Origin of the sequence: Pseudomonas sp. P97.38 (genome assembly GCF_001269745.1) — a bacterium.
Classification (GTDB): Bacteria; Pseudomonadota; Gammaproteobacteria; order Pseudomonadales; family Pseudomonadaceae; genus Aquipseudomonas; species Aquipseudomonas chlororaphis_E.
Genome location: NZ_LHVJ01000019.1, coordinates 80,839 through 96,226 on the forward strand (window position 1 = coordinate 80,839; position 15,388 = coordinate 96,226).

Here is a 15,388-nt window from a genome sequence, read left to right on the forward strand (position 1 = left end):
GAGTCAATCCAGTAGAGAAAGGGTGACCGGTGTCAGGTGGTTGTCTTCGACCCGCACCAGCAGTTCGCCTTCGCCGAGCCTGGCGCTCAGGCGCTGGCCGGTGTGGGTTTGCCCGGCGCTGCGGATGGCGTGGCCGCGTTCGTCGAGCAGGATGCTGTAGCCCCGGCCAAGGGTCGCCAGGGGGCTGACGATGTGCAGCGTCTGCATCTGGTTGTGCAACTGCACGCGTCGCGCTTTGAGGCCTTCGCGCATGGCCCGCGGCAAGCGTTCGGCGAGGCTGTCCAGGCGATGGCGCAGCAAGGCCAGGTGCCGGCCTGGATGTTGTCCGGCCAGGCGGGTTTCCAGACGGATGAGCCGTTCACGGCGAGTATTGAGGCTGCGTTCAAAGGCGCGGCGCAGGCGCATGTCCAGGTCGTCCAGGCGCTGGGCTTGCTGACGCAGGCGTTCGCCGGGGTGGCGCAGGCGCCGGGTGAGGCCTTCGAGGCGCAGTTGATCGCGCATCAGGCGGTCGCGCATGCGCATCACCAGCCGGCGATGCAGGCTTTCGACCCGGCGCACCAGGTCGCCGGCATCCGGCGCCAGCAGTTCGGCGGCGGCGGAGGGCGTCGGGGCGCGTACGTCGGCGACGAAATCGCTGATGGACACGTCGGTTTCATGGCCGACGGCGCTGACGATCGGTGTCACGCAGGCGTCCACGGCCCGGGCTACGGCTTCTTCGTTGAAACACCACAAGTCTTCCAGTGAACCGCCACCCCGGGCCAGGATCAGGGCATCGAACCCCCGGGCGTCCGCCAGCTTCAGGGCGCGGACGATCTGCGCGGTGGCTTCGCGGCCCTGTACGGCGGTGGGGATCAGCGTCAGGGAAATCTGCGGCGCACGGCGGCGGAAGACGCTGATGATGTCGCGGATCACGGCGCCAGTGGGCGAACTGATGATGCCGATGCGTTGTGGATGGGCCGGGAGCGGCACCTTGCGCTCGGCGCTGAACAGGCCTTCGGCGCTGAGCTTTTCCTTCAGGGCATCGAAGGCCAGGCGCAGGGCGCCATCGCCGGCCGGCTCGACGGTGTCGAGAATCAGTTGATAATCGCCACGCCCCTCGAACAGCGAGACCTTGCCGCGCACCTTCACCGCCAACCCGTCTTTCAAGGCCTGGCGAACCCGGGCGGCGTTCTGCCGGAACAGCGCGCAGCGCACCTGGGCGCCACTGTCCTTGAGGGTGAAGTACACATGGCCGGAGGCCGGACGGGCGAGGTTGGAGATTTCGCCCTCGACCCAGATGTTGCTGAACACGTCTTCGAGCAACACCCGCGCACGGCCGTTGAGCTGGCTGACAGTCAGGACCTCGCGGTCCAGGCCCAGGCGGGCAAAGGGATCTTTAATCATGGGCGGCATGATAAGGGGATTCGCCGATGGTGTGCAGACAATTAGACCGGGTTGCCTGCATCGCGAGCAAGCTCGCTCCCACAGGCGATCTATGTCGTACTGAAGATCAACTGTGGGAGCGGGCTCGCCCGCGAAAGCGGTAGGGCGGTCTCTACAAATACTGGATATGCCGCCCGGCACTTGGCTAAAGTCGCCCCTTCGCCATCAAGGAAGTTGTGCAATGGATCCTCTGTCGTGGTTGGGCCAATGGGCATTCGCCCCCGTCGAATGGTTGATCATCGGCCTGGCCATCGCCCTGGCCTACATCGTCTTCGGCATCGCCGGGTTCGGCACGGCATTGGTGGCGGCGCCGATCCTGTTGCTGTTCATGCCCTTGTCGAAAATCGTACCGCTGCTGGTGTTGCTGGATTTTGTCGCGGCCTTCGGCAACCTGTTGCCCTCGCGACGGGACGTTTCCCGGCCCGAGTTGCTGCGGTTGCTGCCGTGCATGGCGGTGGGCTGCAGCCTGGGGGTGATGTTCCTGCTTAACCTCAAGTCCGACGTGCTGCTGTTGTTGATGGGCGTGTTCATCAGCGGCTATGCGATCTACAGCCTGTTGATCAAGGCCCGGCCGACTCAGTTGTCGGCGCTGTGGTCGGTGCCGATGGGCATAGTGGGCGGGATGTTCGGGGCGTTGTTCGGCAGCGGCGGCTTTCTGTATGCCATCTACCTGAACAGCCGCTTGCCCAAGGAGCCGGCCCGGGCGACCCAGAGTGCCTTGATCAGTTGCAGCACCGTGGTGCGCCTGAGCCTGTTCGCTGTCGCGGGCGTGTATGCCGAGCTACCCTTGCTGGTACTGGCGCTGTGTTTGTTGCCGGCCATGGCGCTGGGACTGTGGGTGGGGCGTCGCCTGACCATGAAAATGTCGCGTGAAGCGTTCGTGCGCCTGGTGACCTGGCTGGTGCTCGCCAGCGGCATTGCCTTGATCGGGCGTTACCTGAGTGCTTGACCTGGCTTGACCAGGGATTAAGCTGCCGGCCTTTTAATTGCTCCCGCCAGAGAAACCCCAGGCCTCGTCATGAACTCCCAAAGCATCATCGTTCCGAAAATCTCCACCTTGCCAGTCCACGAACCCCGGGCCAGGGCGATCGTGCGCTGGCTGGTGCGCAAGAACATCGTCGAGGAACAACTGACCACCTGCGGGCGCACCGGCAATCGCATGGCCCACGCCATTGCACCTGGCGCGAGCAACGTGGTGTTGCACCCCGATGCCTTGCCGTTCGGGGAAGCGGTCAACGGGTTGGAAATCATCACCAAGCGCTGCATCTACACGCCGGCCAAGGGCTTTCTCGAAGAAGCCGGCTGTGCCGAATGCCGCCAGGAGATCGGCGAGGCGCTGTTCGAAAGCCTGGAAGACTGGATGCCCGCCCGCACCGACAACTTCACCTGCCCTGAATGTGGCCATGAAGATGACATCAACGGCTTCCTGTTCCTGCAGCCTTGCGGCTTCTCCAACCTGGGGTTCATCTTCAACAACTGGCTGGAGGCGGGGTTCAAGCAGGACTTCCTCGACGAATTCGCCGATTGGCTGGATCAGCCGGTGAGTTGGGTGAAGGTGGAGTTGTAGAGAGGGGCACTGGAGATTGCTTTTGTGGCGAGGGGATTCATCCCCGCTGGGGCGCGAAGCGGCCCTAAACCCAGGCCATGCGGTACATCAGGCATATTGAGCCGACTGTTTTTGGGACTGCTGTGCAGTCCAGCGGGGATAAATCCCCTCGCCACGCGGTTCGGCGTACAGCCGGGAGCAGTGTGTTTTCACCCATCAATCACCCCGGCAATAATAGACAGAGTTTTACATTGAGCCAGGCGGGGTGCATGAGTATAATGGCGCGCTTCCATTTTCCCGCTCGGGAGCCCCCGCGATGCTGCGTATCAGCCAAGAAGCCCTGACCTTCGATGACATTCTCCTAGTGCCTGGTTATTCCGAGGTGCTGCCTAACGAAGTCAGTCTCAAAACCCGTCTCACCCGTGGCATCGAACTGAATATCCCCCTGGTTTCCGCTGCCATGGACACCGTGACCGAAGCCCGTCTGGCCATTGCCATGGCCCAGGAAGGCGGTATCGGGATCATCCACAAGAACATGACCATCGAACAGCAGGCCGCCGAAGTGCGCAAGGTCAAGCGGTTCGAGGCTGGCGTGGTCAAGGACCCGATCACCATCGAGGCCGATGCCACGGTTCGTGATCTGTTCGAACTGACCCGCATGCACAACATCTCCGGCGTTCCGGTGCTGCACGATGGCGACCTGGTCGGCATCGTCACGTCCCGCGACGTGCGTTTCGAGAACCGCCTGGATGCCACCGTCCGCCAAGTGATGACGCCTAAAGAGCGCCTGGTCACGGTCAAGGAAGGCACCAGCAAGGACGAAGTCCGCGAGTTGCTGCACAAACACCGCATCGAGCGCGTGCTGATCGTCGACGACAAGTTCGCCCTCAAGGGCATGATGACTGTCAACGACATCGAAAAAGCCAAGGCCTACCCGCTGGCCAGCAAGGACGACCAGGGTCGTCTGCGCGTAGGCGCGGCAGTCGGCACCGGCAAGGACACCGGTGACCGTGTCGCCGCCCTGGTCAATGCCGGCGTCGACGTCGTTGTCGTCGACACCGCCCACGGCCATTCCAAAGGCGTGATCGACCGCGTTCGCTGGGTCAAGCAGAACTTCCCTGACGTGCAGGTGATCGGTGGCAACATCGCCACCGGCGAAGCCGCCAAAGCCTTGGCCGACGCTGGCGCCGACGCGGTCAAGGTCGGTATCGGCCCTGGCTCGATCTGCACCACCCGTATCGTTGCCGGTGTGGGCGTGCCGCAGATCAGCGCCATCGCCAACGTCGCCGCCGCCCTCGAAGGCACGGGCGTGCCGTTGATCGCCGACGGCGGTATCCGTTTCTCCGGTGACCTGTCCAAGGCCATCGTCGCCGGTGCCTACTGTGTGATGATGGGTTCGATGTTCGCCGGTACCGAAGAAGCGCCAGGCGAGATCGAACTGTTCCAGGGCCGTAGCTACAAGGCCTACCGCGGCATGGGTTCGCTGGGCGCCATGTCCCAGGCCCAGGGCTCTTCGGACCGTTACTTCCAGGACTCCTCCGCGGGTGCCGAGAAGTTGGTACCGGAAGGCATCGAAGGTCGTGTGCCGTACAAGGGCACCCTGAGCGCCATCATCCATCAACTGATGGGCGGCCTGCGGTCTTCCATGGGCTACACCGGCAGCGCCAACATCGAAGAGATGCGTACCCGGCCGGAGTTCGTGCGCATCACCGGCGCCGGCATGGCCGAGTCCCATGTCCACGACGTGCAGATCACCAAGGAAGCGCCGAACTACCGGGTCGGCTGACGCCGACAGCGGCAAGCTACAAGCTACAAGCGGTAGTTGCGCTGCAGCGACTACCGCGTTCTCCCCGATCAACTGGCAGCTTGCGGCTTGAAGCTTGCAGCTGCATCAGAGAATGAGTCATGGCCCTCGACATTCACGCTCACCGCATCCTGATCCTCGACTTCGGTTCCCAGTACACCCAACTGATCGCCCGCCGCGTGCGTGAAATCGGCGTGTACTGCGAATTGCACCCGTTCGACATGGATGACGAAGCGATTCGCGAGTTCGCTCCCAAAGGCGTCATCCTCGCCGGCGGTCCCGAGTCCGTGCACGAAGCCAACAGCCCGCGCTGCCCGCAGGCGGTGTTTGACCTGGGCGTGCCGGTCTTCGGCATCTGCTACGGCATGCAGACCATGGCCGAGCAACTCGGCGGCAAGGTCGAAGGTTCCGACCTGCGTGAGTTCGGTTATGCCCGCGTCGATGTGGTCGGCAAGAGCCGCCTGCTCGACGGTATCGAAGACCATGTCGACGCCGACGGCCTGTTCGGCCTGGACGTGTGGATGAGCCACGGTGACAAGGTCACCCGGATGCCGGAAGACTTCCACATCCTGGCCAGCACGCCGAGCTGCCCGATTGCCGGCATGTTCAGCGACGAACGCCGCTACTACGGCGTGCAGTTCCACCCGGAAGTGACCCACACCAAGCAGGGCGGTCGTATCCTGTCGCGCTTCATCCTCGACATCTGCGAGTGCGAAGCCCTGTGGACGCCGTCGAAGATCGCCGAAGACGCCATTGCCCAGGTGCGTGCCCAGGTCGGTACCGACAACGTGCTGCTGGGCCTGTCCGGCGGCGTGGACTCCTCGGTGGTCGCGGCGCTGCTGCACAAGGCCATCGGTGATCAACTGACCTGCGTCTTCGTCGACAACGGCCTGCTGCGCCTGCACGAAGGCGAGCAAGTGATGGCCATGTTCGCCGAGAACATGGGCGTCAAGGTGATCCGCGCCAATGCCGAAGAACAGTTCCTGACCAACCTGGCCGGTGAGTCCGACCCGGAGAAGAAGCGCAAGATCATCGGTCGCACCTTCATCGACGTGTTCGACGCCGAATCCTGCAAGCTGGACAACATCAAGTACCTGGCCCAGGGCACCATTTACCCCGACGTGATCGAGTCGGCCGGCGCCAAGAGCGGCAAGGCCCACGTGATCAAGTCCCACCACAACGTCGGTGGCCTGCCGGAAGAAATGAACCTCAAGCTGGTCGAGCCGCTGCGCGAACTGTTCAAGGACGAGGTCCGTCGCCTCGGCCTGGAACTGGGCCTGCCGTACGACATGGTCTACCGCCACCCATTCCCGGGCCCGGGCCTGGGCGTGCGGATCCTTGGTGAAGTGAAGAAGGAATACGCCGACCTGCTGCGTCGCGCCGACCACATCTTCATCGAAGAACTGCGCAAGGCCGACTGGTACCACAAGGTCAGCCAGGCCTTCGTGGTGTTCCAGCCGGTGAAATCGGTGGGCGTGGTCGGCGATGGCCGTCGCTACGCCTGGGTCGTGGCCCTGCGCGCCGTGGAAACCATCGACTTCATGACCGCTCGCTGGGCACACCTGCCGTACGAGCTGCTGGAAACCGTATCCGGGCGCATTATCAACGAAATCGACGGCATCTCCCGCGTCACCTATGACGTGTCGAGCAAGCCGCCGGCGACGATTGAGTGGGAATGATCCCGCGTCCGGCATAAACCGGCATCAAGTGGTAGGAAACACACCGAAAGCCCGCGTAATTGCGGGCTTTCGGCTAATTGCGCCTTGCCCTGGCGGCGGATTAAACCGCTTGCACCTTGGTCATTTTTTCGCCTTCTAGCCAGGCGCTGATGTCGCTGGCGCGCATGGGTTTGGAGAATAGGTAGCCCTGGGCCCAGGCGCAGCCGAGGTTTTTCAGTACGTCGAGTTCTGCGGCGGTTTCCACGCCTTCGACGATGCATTCCAGCTGCATGTCCTGGCACATGGCAATCAGCGACTTGACGATCTTGAAGCTGGCCGGGTCGAGGTGGATGTTGGTGACGAAGGTGCGGTCCACCTTCAGTTTGGTCAGCGACAGCGCGTGGATCTGGCTCAGGCTGGAATAGCCGGTGCCGAAATCGTCGAGGGAGATGCCGCAGCCCAGTTCGCGAAAACGGCCGATCGCTCGCTGGGTCTGCGGTAGATCCTGGATGGCCGCGGTTTCGGTGATTTCCAAATCGAGACAGGCCGGGTCGAACCGGCTGCTCTTGATCAGCTCGACGATCTGCTGGGCGGCGTCCTCCGAACCACAGTCGTGGGCGGACAGGTTGAATGACAGGCGCATCCCCGCGGGCCAGCTTGCGGCCGCGTCCAGCGCCTTGCTCAGCAACGGCACCGTGAGGCGATTGACCATGCCGACGCGCTCGGCAATCGGGATGAACTCACTGGGCGGCACGTTACCCAACTCTGGGCTTTCCCAGCGTGCCAGTGCCTCGAACGCGGCGGTTTGCTCACTGCGAATATCCATGATGGGCTGGAATACCACGTTAAACTCACCCTCCAGATCGGCCCTGCGCAGGGCCTGTTCGGTCAACCCTTCGCGATTGAGCTGCTGGCGATGAGCCGCGCTGAACAGGCAGACCGTGCCGGGACGGTGGCGCTTGCTCTGATACAAGGCATAGTCGGCGTATTCATACACTTGGGTGGCGCTGGATGCCTGATCCGGGAAGGTGGCGATGCCCAGTGACGCGCTGATCTGAATAGGGATGTCCACCAGCAGAAACGGCTCGCGCATGCTGGCGCAGATTTTCTCGCCAAACGCCCGCAATTGGTCATCGCTCATGGCCCGAGTGATGATCAGGCCGAACTCGTCACCCCCCAGCCGGGCCAGGTGTACATCTTCATCGAGCAGCCCGGTCAGGCGCTGACCCACCTGATAGAGCAGCTTGTCGCCAATGCTGTGGCCATACAGATCGTTGACCGGCTTGAAGCCATCCAGGTCGATCAGCCCCACGGGCAGGCGAATCGCCAGCTCGCTGGCGCGGGACAGCAGCGTATCGAGGCGGGAAAAGAACTGCCGCCGATTGGCCAGGCCGGTCAGGCTGTCCTGATTGGCCAGTTGAAGGTTTTCCTCGCTGAGTTTTGCCGTATGCGCCTGCATGTTCACCAGCCGGGTGAAGTCGGCGTACTGTGCCTTGAGAATGATCAGCATGGCGATGGACACCAGCAGGACGTCAATCGCCGTGGCAATGAAGGTAATGATATTGGTGGAGGCGAAGAACACCACGAAGGCGGTGTTGACCACGGCTGTGGTGGCCAGGGCTGCTGGCAGCAGGTGCATCATGCAAAAAATGCAGCCGATGACGGTGATCGCCATGTAAAAGGCGACATGCGCCTGGGTATAGCTAGTGCCGTAGGGAAACAGCGCCAGCGACCAGGCAGTGAACGCCACGGCGACAAAGGGTGCGAGCATGTTGGTGCGCTTGAGCTCCGTGAGCATCTGCGCCGGGCTGCGCGTCTGCTTGCGCGTGCGTATCCATTCCACCGCACGAATCACGCCGAACAAGCTCATGATCAACGGGCAATACACCACCAGCCAGCGCGGCGCGACCGCAAAGTGGGTGCCCGCCAGCATCAGCGTATTGGTCAGCAGGATGAAATACATCATGGGCAACTGGCGAGACAGCGCGATGTATTGCGCCTTGACCAGACCGGGATTGTCCTTGGGAACGGACATCAACGCTCGCATGCCGAGCAGGGTTTTTTTCATCAGGCGACGCTCTGAGAATACAACCAGATGAATAACCGAACGGGTTATCCTTTCCAGCCTGGGCCAAGCAGGGCTAAACACTGCTCTTATAGGATCGTGTCGGCTGATCCTCGGGTTTCTTCAGTCTCTATGAGTGATGGCACTTTGATTTCGTTCCGTAGCCGATAAACGGCAAATAAAAAGCCGTGTGAACCTGCATTCACACGGCTTTTTTGTTTCAGCGACGCACTACAAACCAAGGGGCCTTCTATACTCAACCGCGTCCCGTTTCGGCGCCCGCTGCGCCGCAATAAGGAGAGCGCCATGAACGACACCCAAAGACTCGCCGCCTTGCGCATGGTTTTGATCGGGGTGGGCCTGATCTCCGTGTTTGCGATCTGGCCGCTGATGATCCTGTGGCCGTCCGGTTGGACGTGGCACAGCGGCTATTCCGACTATCCGCTGATGATCGTGGGCCTCTATGCCACGCTAGGTGTGTTCCTGCTCAGGGCTTCGCGTGATCCGATGAGGCACTTGAGCCTGATCTGGTTCACGGTGTGGTCGAGCATCGTGCATGGCGCGATCATGGCCGTGCAGTCCTTTGGCGTCGGCATGGACGGCATGAGCCATTACGGCCATCTGCTCGGCGACGTGCCCGCGCTGTTCGTCGTCGCGGCGGCGCTGGCGTTCTTCACACCCCGTGGGGAGAAGGCGCGGTTGTTGGCGGGGTGATCCTTGCGTCGCGGAGCATCTGAAAAGCCCTGTGGATAATCTCTGCAGGGCTTTTGTTTTGATGCCCTTGCCGTTTTTCCCTTGCGCTGTTTTGGCCCTCGACGCAGAAGCCGTCCGGCACTGTCATCTTTCGCTACGATTCGGCCCTCAGCGTTGCGCCGGGAATGCCTATCCTCCAAGGAAGGATAAGGTTGTCATTTGACAACCAGGCAGGCCATGCGAATACTGGTGAGCCTTGATGATTCGTCCCTCGCATCCGAAAAAAGAGGTTGAAGACGCGCTGAGGCATGCCGAAGCGTGGGGGTGGCGCATAGAGGTCGGCGGCAGTCATGCCTGGGGACGCGCTTATTGTCCGTATAACGACGAAGCGTGCCGTTGCGGTGAGTTCTGCATCACATCGATATGGAGCTCGCCGAGAAACCCTGGCAATCATGCGCGAGCGCTACAACGCGTTGTAGACAATTGCACGACCCATCGCAGTCGTTGCGAGGCTGATGACGATGCTGAGGAGTAAGACAGTGGAATATACCTTTACCCTGAAATATCAGCTTGCTGACGACGACCGTACCTCGGATGAACTGTTGGAGCGGCTGGGTGCGTCCGGTTGCGACGATGCCTTGGTAGGCATAGGACAGCCGGGACGGTTGGCTCTCGAATTCACGCGCGATGCCCCTGACGCGATTAAGGCCGTGCTCAGCGCTTTGGGCGACGTACGCCGTGCGGTACCAGCGGCCCGGCTGATCGAGGTTGCTCCTGATCTGGTCGGGCTCACCGATGTGGCCGAGATCGTCGGCGTGTCTCGGCAGAACATGCGCAAGTTGATGTTGGCCCACCCGAGCAGCTTCCCGACGCCCGTACACGAGGGCAGTGCGTCTATCTGGCACTTGGCGGACGTGCTGAGCTGGCTGCAGAGCAAGGGCAGTTATTCGCTTACCAAAAATGTGTTGGATGTTGCCCTGGCAGCCTTGCAGGTCAACGTTGCGAAGGAAGGCCGACGCTTACCAGGAATGATTTTCGAGGACTGGGAGGCTTTGGTTGGCTGATAACCTGGGGTGAGGGGCACCCCCAGGCCCTCTCGTCGCCTCTGGCGGGCCTGCGCGACAATCCTTCACTTAATCTTTCTCAATTGCGGGTGTATCGTATTCGCCTTTTGCGGGCCTACCGGTTCGCGCGGATTCAATAGGTGGTTGCCTTCATGTCGTTTACCCGTCGCCAAATTCTCGGTGGCCTGGCCGGTCTTGTTGTCGTGGGCGTTGGCGCGGGAGGCGCATCGCGGTATTGGTTGGGCAAGCGGGCGGATGCCCAGGCTGGGCACGACTATGAATTGATCGCCGCGCCCCTGGACGTGGAACTGGTGGCCGGGCACAAGACCCAGGCCTGGGCCTTCGGCCCGTCGGCGCCGGGCACCGAGCTGCGGGTACGCCAGGGTGAATGGCTGCGGGTGCGGTTCATCAACCACCTGCCGGTCGCCACCACCATCCACTGGCACGGCATCCGCTTGCCGCTGGAGATGGATGGCGTGCCGTATGTCTCGCAGTTGCCGGTGCTGCCGGGCGAGTACTTCGATTACAAATTCCGTGTGCCGGACGCCGGCAGCTATTGGTATCACCCTCACGTCAACAGCAGCGAGGAGCTCGGTCGCGGCCTCGTGGGGCCGTTGATCGTCGAAGAGCGCGAGCCCACCGGCTTCAAGTACGAACAGACCCTGAGCCTCAAGAGTTGGCACGTGGACGAGCAGGGCGAGTTCGTGGCCTTCAGCGTGCCCCGCGAAGCGGCCCGTGGCGGGACGGCGGGGCGGCTGTCGACCATCAATGGCGTGTCGCAGGCGGTCATCGACCTGCCGGCCGGGCAGATCACTCGGGTGCGCTTGCTCAACCTGGACAATACCCTGACCTACCGGATCAATATTCCGGGGGCCGAAGCACAGATCTACGCACTGGACGGCAATCCCGTCGAGCCGCGTCCGCTGGGCAAGGAATACTGGCTGGGGCCGGGCATGCGCATCTGCCTGGCGATCAAGGCGCCGCCGGCCGGGGAGGAACTGTCGTTGCGCAACGGCCCGGTGCGCCTGGGCACCTTGCGCTCGGTGGCCAACAACGATGCGCCCACCCAGTGGCCACCCGCGCTGCCCGCCAACCCGGTCGCCGAGCCGGACCTGGCCAATGCCGAGAAACTCAACTTCAATTTCGAATGGGTCGGTTCGGTGTCGGTCAATGTGGACAACGGCAAGCCGCCGAGCCTGTGGCAGATCAACGGCAAGGCCTGGGACATCACCGACAAGACCTGCGCCGACCGGCCGATTGCCACGCTGAAAAAAGGCCAGAGCTATATTTTCGAACTGAAGAACATGACCCAGTACCAGCATCCGATCCACTTGCACGGCATGAGCTTCAAGGTGATCGCGTCCAACCGGCACAAGGTTGTCCCGTACTTCACCGACACCTACCTGCTGGGCAAGAACGAGCGGGCCCAGGTGGCGCTGGTGGCGGATAACCCGGGGGTATGGATGTTCCACTGCCATGTGATCGACCACATGGAAACCGGCCTGATGGCCGCCATCGAGGTGGCGTGATGCGCCAGATTCGTCCCGCGCGGATCATCGACCGCAGCCGTGACCAGGATTTCATGCGCGAAGCCCTGGCCCTCGCCGCCCAAGGCGCGGCCCTGGGCGAAGTGCCGGTGGGCGCGGTGCTGGTGCAGGACGGCGAGATCATCGGGCGCGGCTTCAACTGCCCGATCAGCGGCCACGACCCCAGTGCCCACGCGGAAATGGTCGCCATTCGTGCCGCGGCCCAGGCCGTGAGCAACTATCGCCTGCCGGGCAGCACCCTCTACGTCACGCTGGAGCCGTGCAGCATGTGCGCCGGCCTCATCGTCCACTCGCGCATCGCCCGGGTCGTCTACGGCGCCCTGGAACCCAAGGCCGGCATCGTCCAGAGTCAGGGGCAGTTTTTCAGCCAGGGCTTCTTGAACCATCGGGTGATGTTCGAGGGTGGGGTGCTCGCGGAGGAATGCAGCACGGTGTTGAGCGAGTTCTTCAAGGCGCGCAGGGTCAAATCGCAAGGTTGAATACATAGCCCTGTGGCGAGGGAGCTTGCTCCCGCTGGGCTGCGCAGCGGCCCCAAACCATTCAACACAGTGCCTCAGGAAAAACCAGTTGGCGGATTTTACGGCTGCTGTGCAGCCGAGCGGGAGCAAGCTCCCTCGCCACAATGATTGGCAGCCCTAAAGTGAACATGGACTGGCTCACATAAGGGGACAATCTATCTATTTACGCGCCACAATTACCGCCCGCATCGGCGCCGGCAGGCCTTCGATGGTTTTGCCGTGGTCCGCAGGATCGAGGAAGTCACTCAATGACTGGTACTTCATCCACTCGGTGCTGCGCTGTTCCTCGACGCTCGTCAGGCTCACGTCCACGCAGCGCACGTCGCTGAACCCGGCACGCCGCAGCCAGCGTTCCAGGGCCGGCACCGAGGGCAGGAACCACACGTTACGCATCTGCGCGTAGCGGTCCTCGGGCACCAGCACCTGATGTTCGTCGCCTTCGATCACCAGGGTTTCGAGCACCAGTTCACCGCCCTTGACCAGGCAGTCCTTGAGGGCCAGCAAGTGTTCGATCGGCGAGCGGCGGTGATAGAACACACCCATGGAAAACACCGTATCGAACCCTTCGAGGTCTGGCGGCAGGTCTTCGAACGGGAACGGCAGGTGCCAGGCATTGGGCTGCGACAGGTAGCGCTGCACCGCCTGGAACTGGCAGAAGAACAGCCAGTTGGGATCGACGCCGATCACGGTGTCGGCCCCGGCCCCGAGCATCCGCCACATGTAGTAGCCATTGCCGCAGCCCACGTCGAGGATGCGCTTGCCCTTGAGGTCAAGGTGCGGCGCGACCCGCGACCACTTCCAGTCCGAGCGCCATTCGGTGTCCACGTGCACGCCAAACAGGTCGAACGGGCCTTTGCGCCACGGCGACAGGCCCATCAGTGCCGTACGCATCTGCGCGCGGGTTTCGTCACTGCAATCGGTGTCCAGCGTCAGGCCGTTGAGCAGGTCGATTTTGCTTGGCTGCAGGACGGGCAAGGCATCGAGGGCGCTTTGCCAGCGTTCCAGGTCGCCGTGGCCCTTTTCCATTTTGCGGTCGAGTTGCGTCTGCAGTGTCGCGGCCCAGGCGGCCAAGGGGGTGCCGGCCAGATGGCGGGCGAGGGGGGACAGGTCAATCATGGCAGGGCAATCAACGAGGCGAAGTTAAGGCATTGGAACCACGGCACGACCTTCGAGAACCCGGCCGCCAGCAGGCGCTCGCGGTGTTCTTCGAGGCTGTCGGGCTTCATGACGTTTTCGATGGCGCTGCGTTTCTGGGCGATTTCCAGTTCGCTGTAGCCGTTGGCGCGCTTGAACGCCACGTGCAGGTCGGTGAGCAGCGCGTGCTCCTGGGCATCGTTGAAACGCAGTTTTTCCGACAGGATCAGCGCGCCACCGGGCAGCAGCGACTGACGGATGCGCCCCAATAAAGCGGTGCGCTCTTGCGGGGCGATGAATTGCAGGGTGAAGTTCAGCGCCACCACCGAGACCGGCTGGAAGTCCAGGGCGAGGATGTCGCCTTCGATCACCTCCACCGGGAGCAACTCCTGGAACATCGAGTCCTGGCCGTTCAGGTATTCACGGCAGCGCTCGACCATGGCCGCCGAGTTGTCCACGGCAATCACCCGGCAGCCGTCGGTGCGCACATGACGGCGCAGCGCCTGGGTCACCGCGCCCAGGGACGAACCCAGGTCGTAGAGCACGCTGCCCGGTTGGGCGAACTGCGCGGCGAGCACACCGAGGTTTTCGACAATGGTCGGGTAACCCGGCACCGAACGCTTGATCATGTCCGGAAACACCCGCACCACGTCCTCGTTGAAGGCGAAGTCAGGCACTTGGGCCAAGGGTTGGGCGAATAGGCGATCGGGCTCTTTGCTCACGGGGGTTCCAGGGGAATGGAGGGTGAAAAGGCCGGCATTTTAACCAAAAAACCGCTGGGCGCGAGCCTTTGTGGACGCTGGGCGCGCGCATCGATCCTGGCCTCAGACGGGCCGTCGGGTAAAGGCTGACGCCGTGATGCCCCACTGGCCCAGCCAATAGCTGAGGATGATCAGGTAAGGCGCGGCATGGAAGGGCGCGACGAAGCGGTTGATGCCGATCATGCTATCGGACACGACGAAGGCCAGCGCCCCCGCGGCGGCCAGCCAGGCCGAGCGCCGGGGAACCTGGCTGCCCAGGCGCGCCAGCGCTCGCCAGAGCATGGCGCTGATGACCAGGCCATACACGATCACCGGCACCAACAACGGCCCGAGTCCGCCGGACACGAGCAGGCCCAGCAACAGCGCGCCGATGCCCAGCGCCAGCGCCAACGGTAGCAGCGCCGGGCGACGAGTGTCGCTGAGGTAGGCCTTCAGGTAGGCCAGGTGCGCCAGCAGAAACGCACCCAGGCCGAACACGAACAGGTCCCCAGGCCAGGCCAGCAATACGTCGCCCACCAGCGAGAACATCAACCCCAGGCTGATCCAGCGCCGGTATTCGCCAGGCGGCGCATCGTGCAGCCAGCCCAGCAGGGCCAGCACCGGCATGGGCTTGACCAGCAGGCACAGCAGCGTGGCGTGCATGGCCAGGCCATAGAGGTAGGTGGCCGCGCCCATCAACGCCAGGATCAGCCAACCCACGGTCAGTTCACCGAAATGGCGCAGTCGAAGGTTTCCACCGGCGGCACTTCCGGTGCCCAGGGTTGCTGGTACGTCAGGCGCAAGCGTCCGGTGCCCGCGGTGAACGCCTGGAAGCGCCAGGTGGACACACCGGCAGCGCCGACGATGCCCGCGTCTTCCGGGTTACGGTAAACCTCGGGGCCAAGGCTTTTCAGCACGCCGCCTGCCGAGTCCTGGATCGTCCAGCGGTACCCGGTGGTGGGGTTGCTGGGCAGACTCAGGATCAGGTTTTGCCCGCTATCGAGCCGCACCGGGCATTGGCTGAGTTTTTCCACGGTCACGTTGTGTTTCGATTGCGTGGCGCAGGCACTCAACAGCGCGAGGCTCAAAGGGACAAGCAGGCGAGTGGGGGACATAAGGGCTCCGGCATTCACGACGAATGGCGAGCATAACCGAAGATGCTACCGGGTGTGTCAGGTGGGGGCGTGTTGTTTCAGA

Annotated in this window: 15 protein-coding genes; 9 read left to right on the forward strand and 6 right to left on the reverse strand. The window is 62.8% G+C overall.

Going from position 1 to position 15,388, the window contains the following annotated elements:
• Positions 1–3: 3 nt before the first annotated feature.
• The gene (gene xseA / locus AD664_RS15895) at positions 4–1,383 is read right to left on the reverse strand and encodes an exodeoxyribonuclease VII large subunit (RefSeq protein ID WP_042731054.1); all 1,380 of its coding nucleotides are present in this window, start codon (positions 1,381–1,383) and stop codon (positions 4–6) included.
• A 220-nt stretch (positions 1,384–1,603) separates the two neighbouring features.
• On the opposite strand from xseA, the gene AD664_RS15900 reads away from it, so the two are divergent.
• The 4 genes from AD664_RS15900 (at position 1,604) to guaA (ending at position 6,451) form a co-directional block, all read left to right on the forward strand.
• Complete coding sequence (locus tag AD664_RS15900) at positions 1,604–2,371, forward strand: sulfite exporter TauE/SafE family protein (protein WP_042731055.1); 768 nt, start codon at positions 1,604–1,606, stop codon at positions 2,369–2,371.
• 69 nt (positions 2,372–2,440) lie between these two features.
• Positions 2,441–2,989, forward strand: coding sequence for a hypothetical protein (locus AD664_RS15905; protein WP_042731056.1), 549 nt, complete (start codon positions 2,441–2,443; stop codon positions 2,987–2,989).
• Between the two features lie 295 nt (positions 2,990–3,284).
• A complete protein-coding gene (gene guaB, locus AD664_RS15910) occupies positions 3,285–4,754 on the forward strand; it encodes an IMP dehydrogenase (protein ID WP_042731057.1) in 1,470 nt (489 codons plus the stop codon).
• Positions 4,755–4,873: 119 nt separating this feature from the next.
• Positions 4,874–6,451, forward strand: coding sequence for a glutamine-hydrolyzing GMP synthase (guaA, locus tag AD664_RS15915; protein WP_042731058.1), 1,578 nt, complete (start codon positions 4,874–4,876; stop codon positions 6,449–6,451).
• Between the two features lie 100 nt (positions 6,452–6,551).
• Here guaA and AD664_RS15920 read toward each other — a convergent pair whose 3' ends face one another.
• The gene (locus tag AD664_RS15920) at positions 6,552–8,498 is read right to left on the reverse strand and encodes a bifunctional diguanylate cyclase/phosphodiesterase (protein ID WP_042731059.1); all 1,947 of its coding nucleotides are present in this window, start codon (positions 8,496–8,498) and stop codon (positions 6,552–6,554) included.
• A 303-nt stretch (positions 8,499–8,801) separates the two neighbouring features.
• Here AD664_RS15920 and AD664_RS15925 point away from each other — a divergent pair, with 303 nt between their 5' ends.
• From AD664_RS15925 to tadA, 5 genes are all read left to right on the forward strand, one after another.
• Positions 8,802–9,209 (forward strand): DUF6632 domain-containing protein, encoded by a 408-nt coding sequence (locus AD664_RS15925; RefSeq protein ID WP_053147808.1) that lies wholly within the window; start codon positions 8,802–8,804, stop codon positions 9,207–9,209.
• Positions 9,210–9,447: 238 nt separating this feature from the next.
• A complete protein-coding gene (locus tag AD664_RS27910; RefSeq protein WP_080964311.1) occupies positions 9,448–9,723 on the forward strand; it encodes a hypothetical protein in 276 nt (91 codons plus the stop codon).
• Between the two features lie 4 nt (positions 9,724–9,727).
• Positions 9,728–10,252 (forward strand): AlpA family transcriptional regulator, encoded by a 525-nt coding sequence (locus tag AD664_RS15930; protein WP_042731063.1) that lies wholly within the window; start codon positions 9,728–9,730, stop codon positions 10,250–10,252.
• Between the two features lie 152 nt (positions 10,253–10,404).
• A complete protein-coding gene (locus tag AD664_RS15935; protein ID WP_047739483.1) occupies positions 10,405–11,781 on the forward strand; it encodes a multicopper oxidase family protein in 1,377 nt (458 codons plus the stop codon).
• Positions 11,781–12,278, forward strand: coding sequence for a tRNA adenosine(34) deaminase TadA (gene tadA / locus AD664_RS15940; RefSeq protein ID WP_047736779.1), 498 nt, complete (start codon positions 11,781–11,783; stop codon positions 12,276–12,278). The genes AD664_RS15935 and tadA overlap by 1 nt, the downstream gene beginning before the upstream one ends.
• Before the next feature lie 198 nt (positions 12,279–12,476).
• Here tadA and cmoB read toward each other — a convergent pair whose 3' ends face one another.
• The 4 genes from cmoB to AD664_RS15960 all read right to left on the reverse strand — a co-directional run bounded on the left by cmoB (position 12,477) and on the right by AD664_RS15960 (position 15,306).
• Positions 12,477–13,433, reverse strand: a complete 957-nt coding sequence (gene cmoB, locus AD664_RS15945) for a tRNA 5-methoxyuridine(34)/uridine 5-oxyacetic acid(34) synthase CmoB (protein ID WP_042732438.1) — start codon at positions 13,431–13,433, stop codon at positions 12,477–12,479.
• Entirely contained in the window at positions 13,430–14,173 is a 744-nt protein-coding gene (gene cmoA, locus AD664_RS15950) for a carboxy-S-adenosyl-L-methionine synthase CmoA (RefSeq protein WP_053147809.1), read from the reverse strand. Before cmoA ends, cmoB begins: the two co-directional genes overlap by 4 nt.
• Before the next feature lie 102 nt (positions 14,174–14,275).
• Positions 14,276–14,911, reverse strand: a complete 636-nt coding sequence (locus AD664_RS15955; RefSeq protein WP_042732436.1) for a lysoplasmalogenase — start codon at positions 14,909–14,911, stop codon at positions 14,276–14,278.
• Between the two features lie 2 nt (positions 14,912–14,913).
• Entirely contained in the window at positions 14,914–15,306 is a 393-nt protein-coding gene (locus AD664_RS15960) for a protease inhibitor I42 family protein (protein WP_042732435.1), read from the reverse strand.
• Positions 15,307–15,388 lie beyond the last annotated feature (82 nt).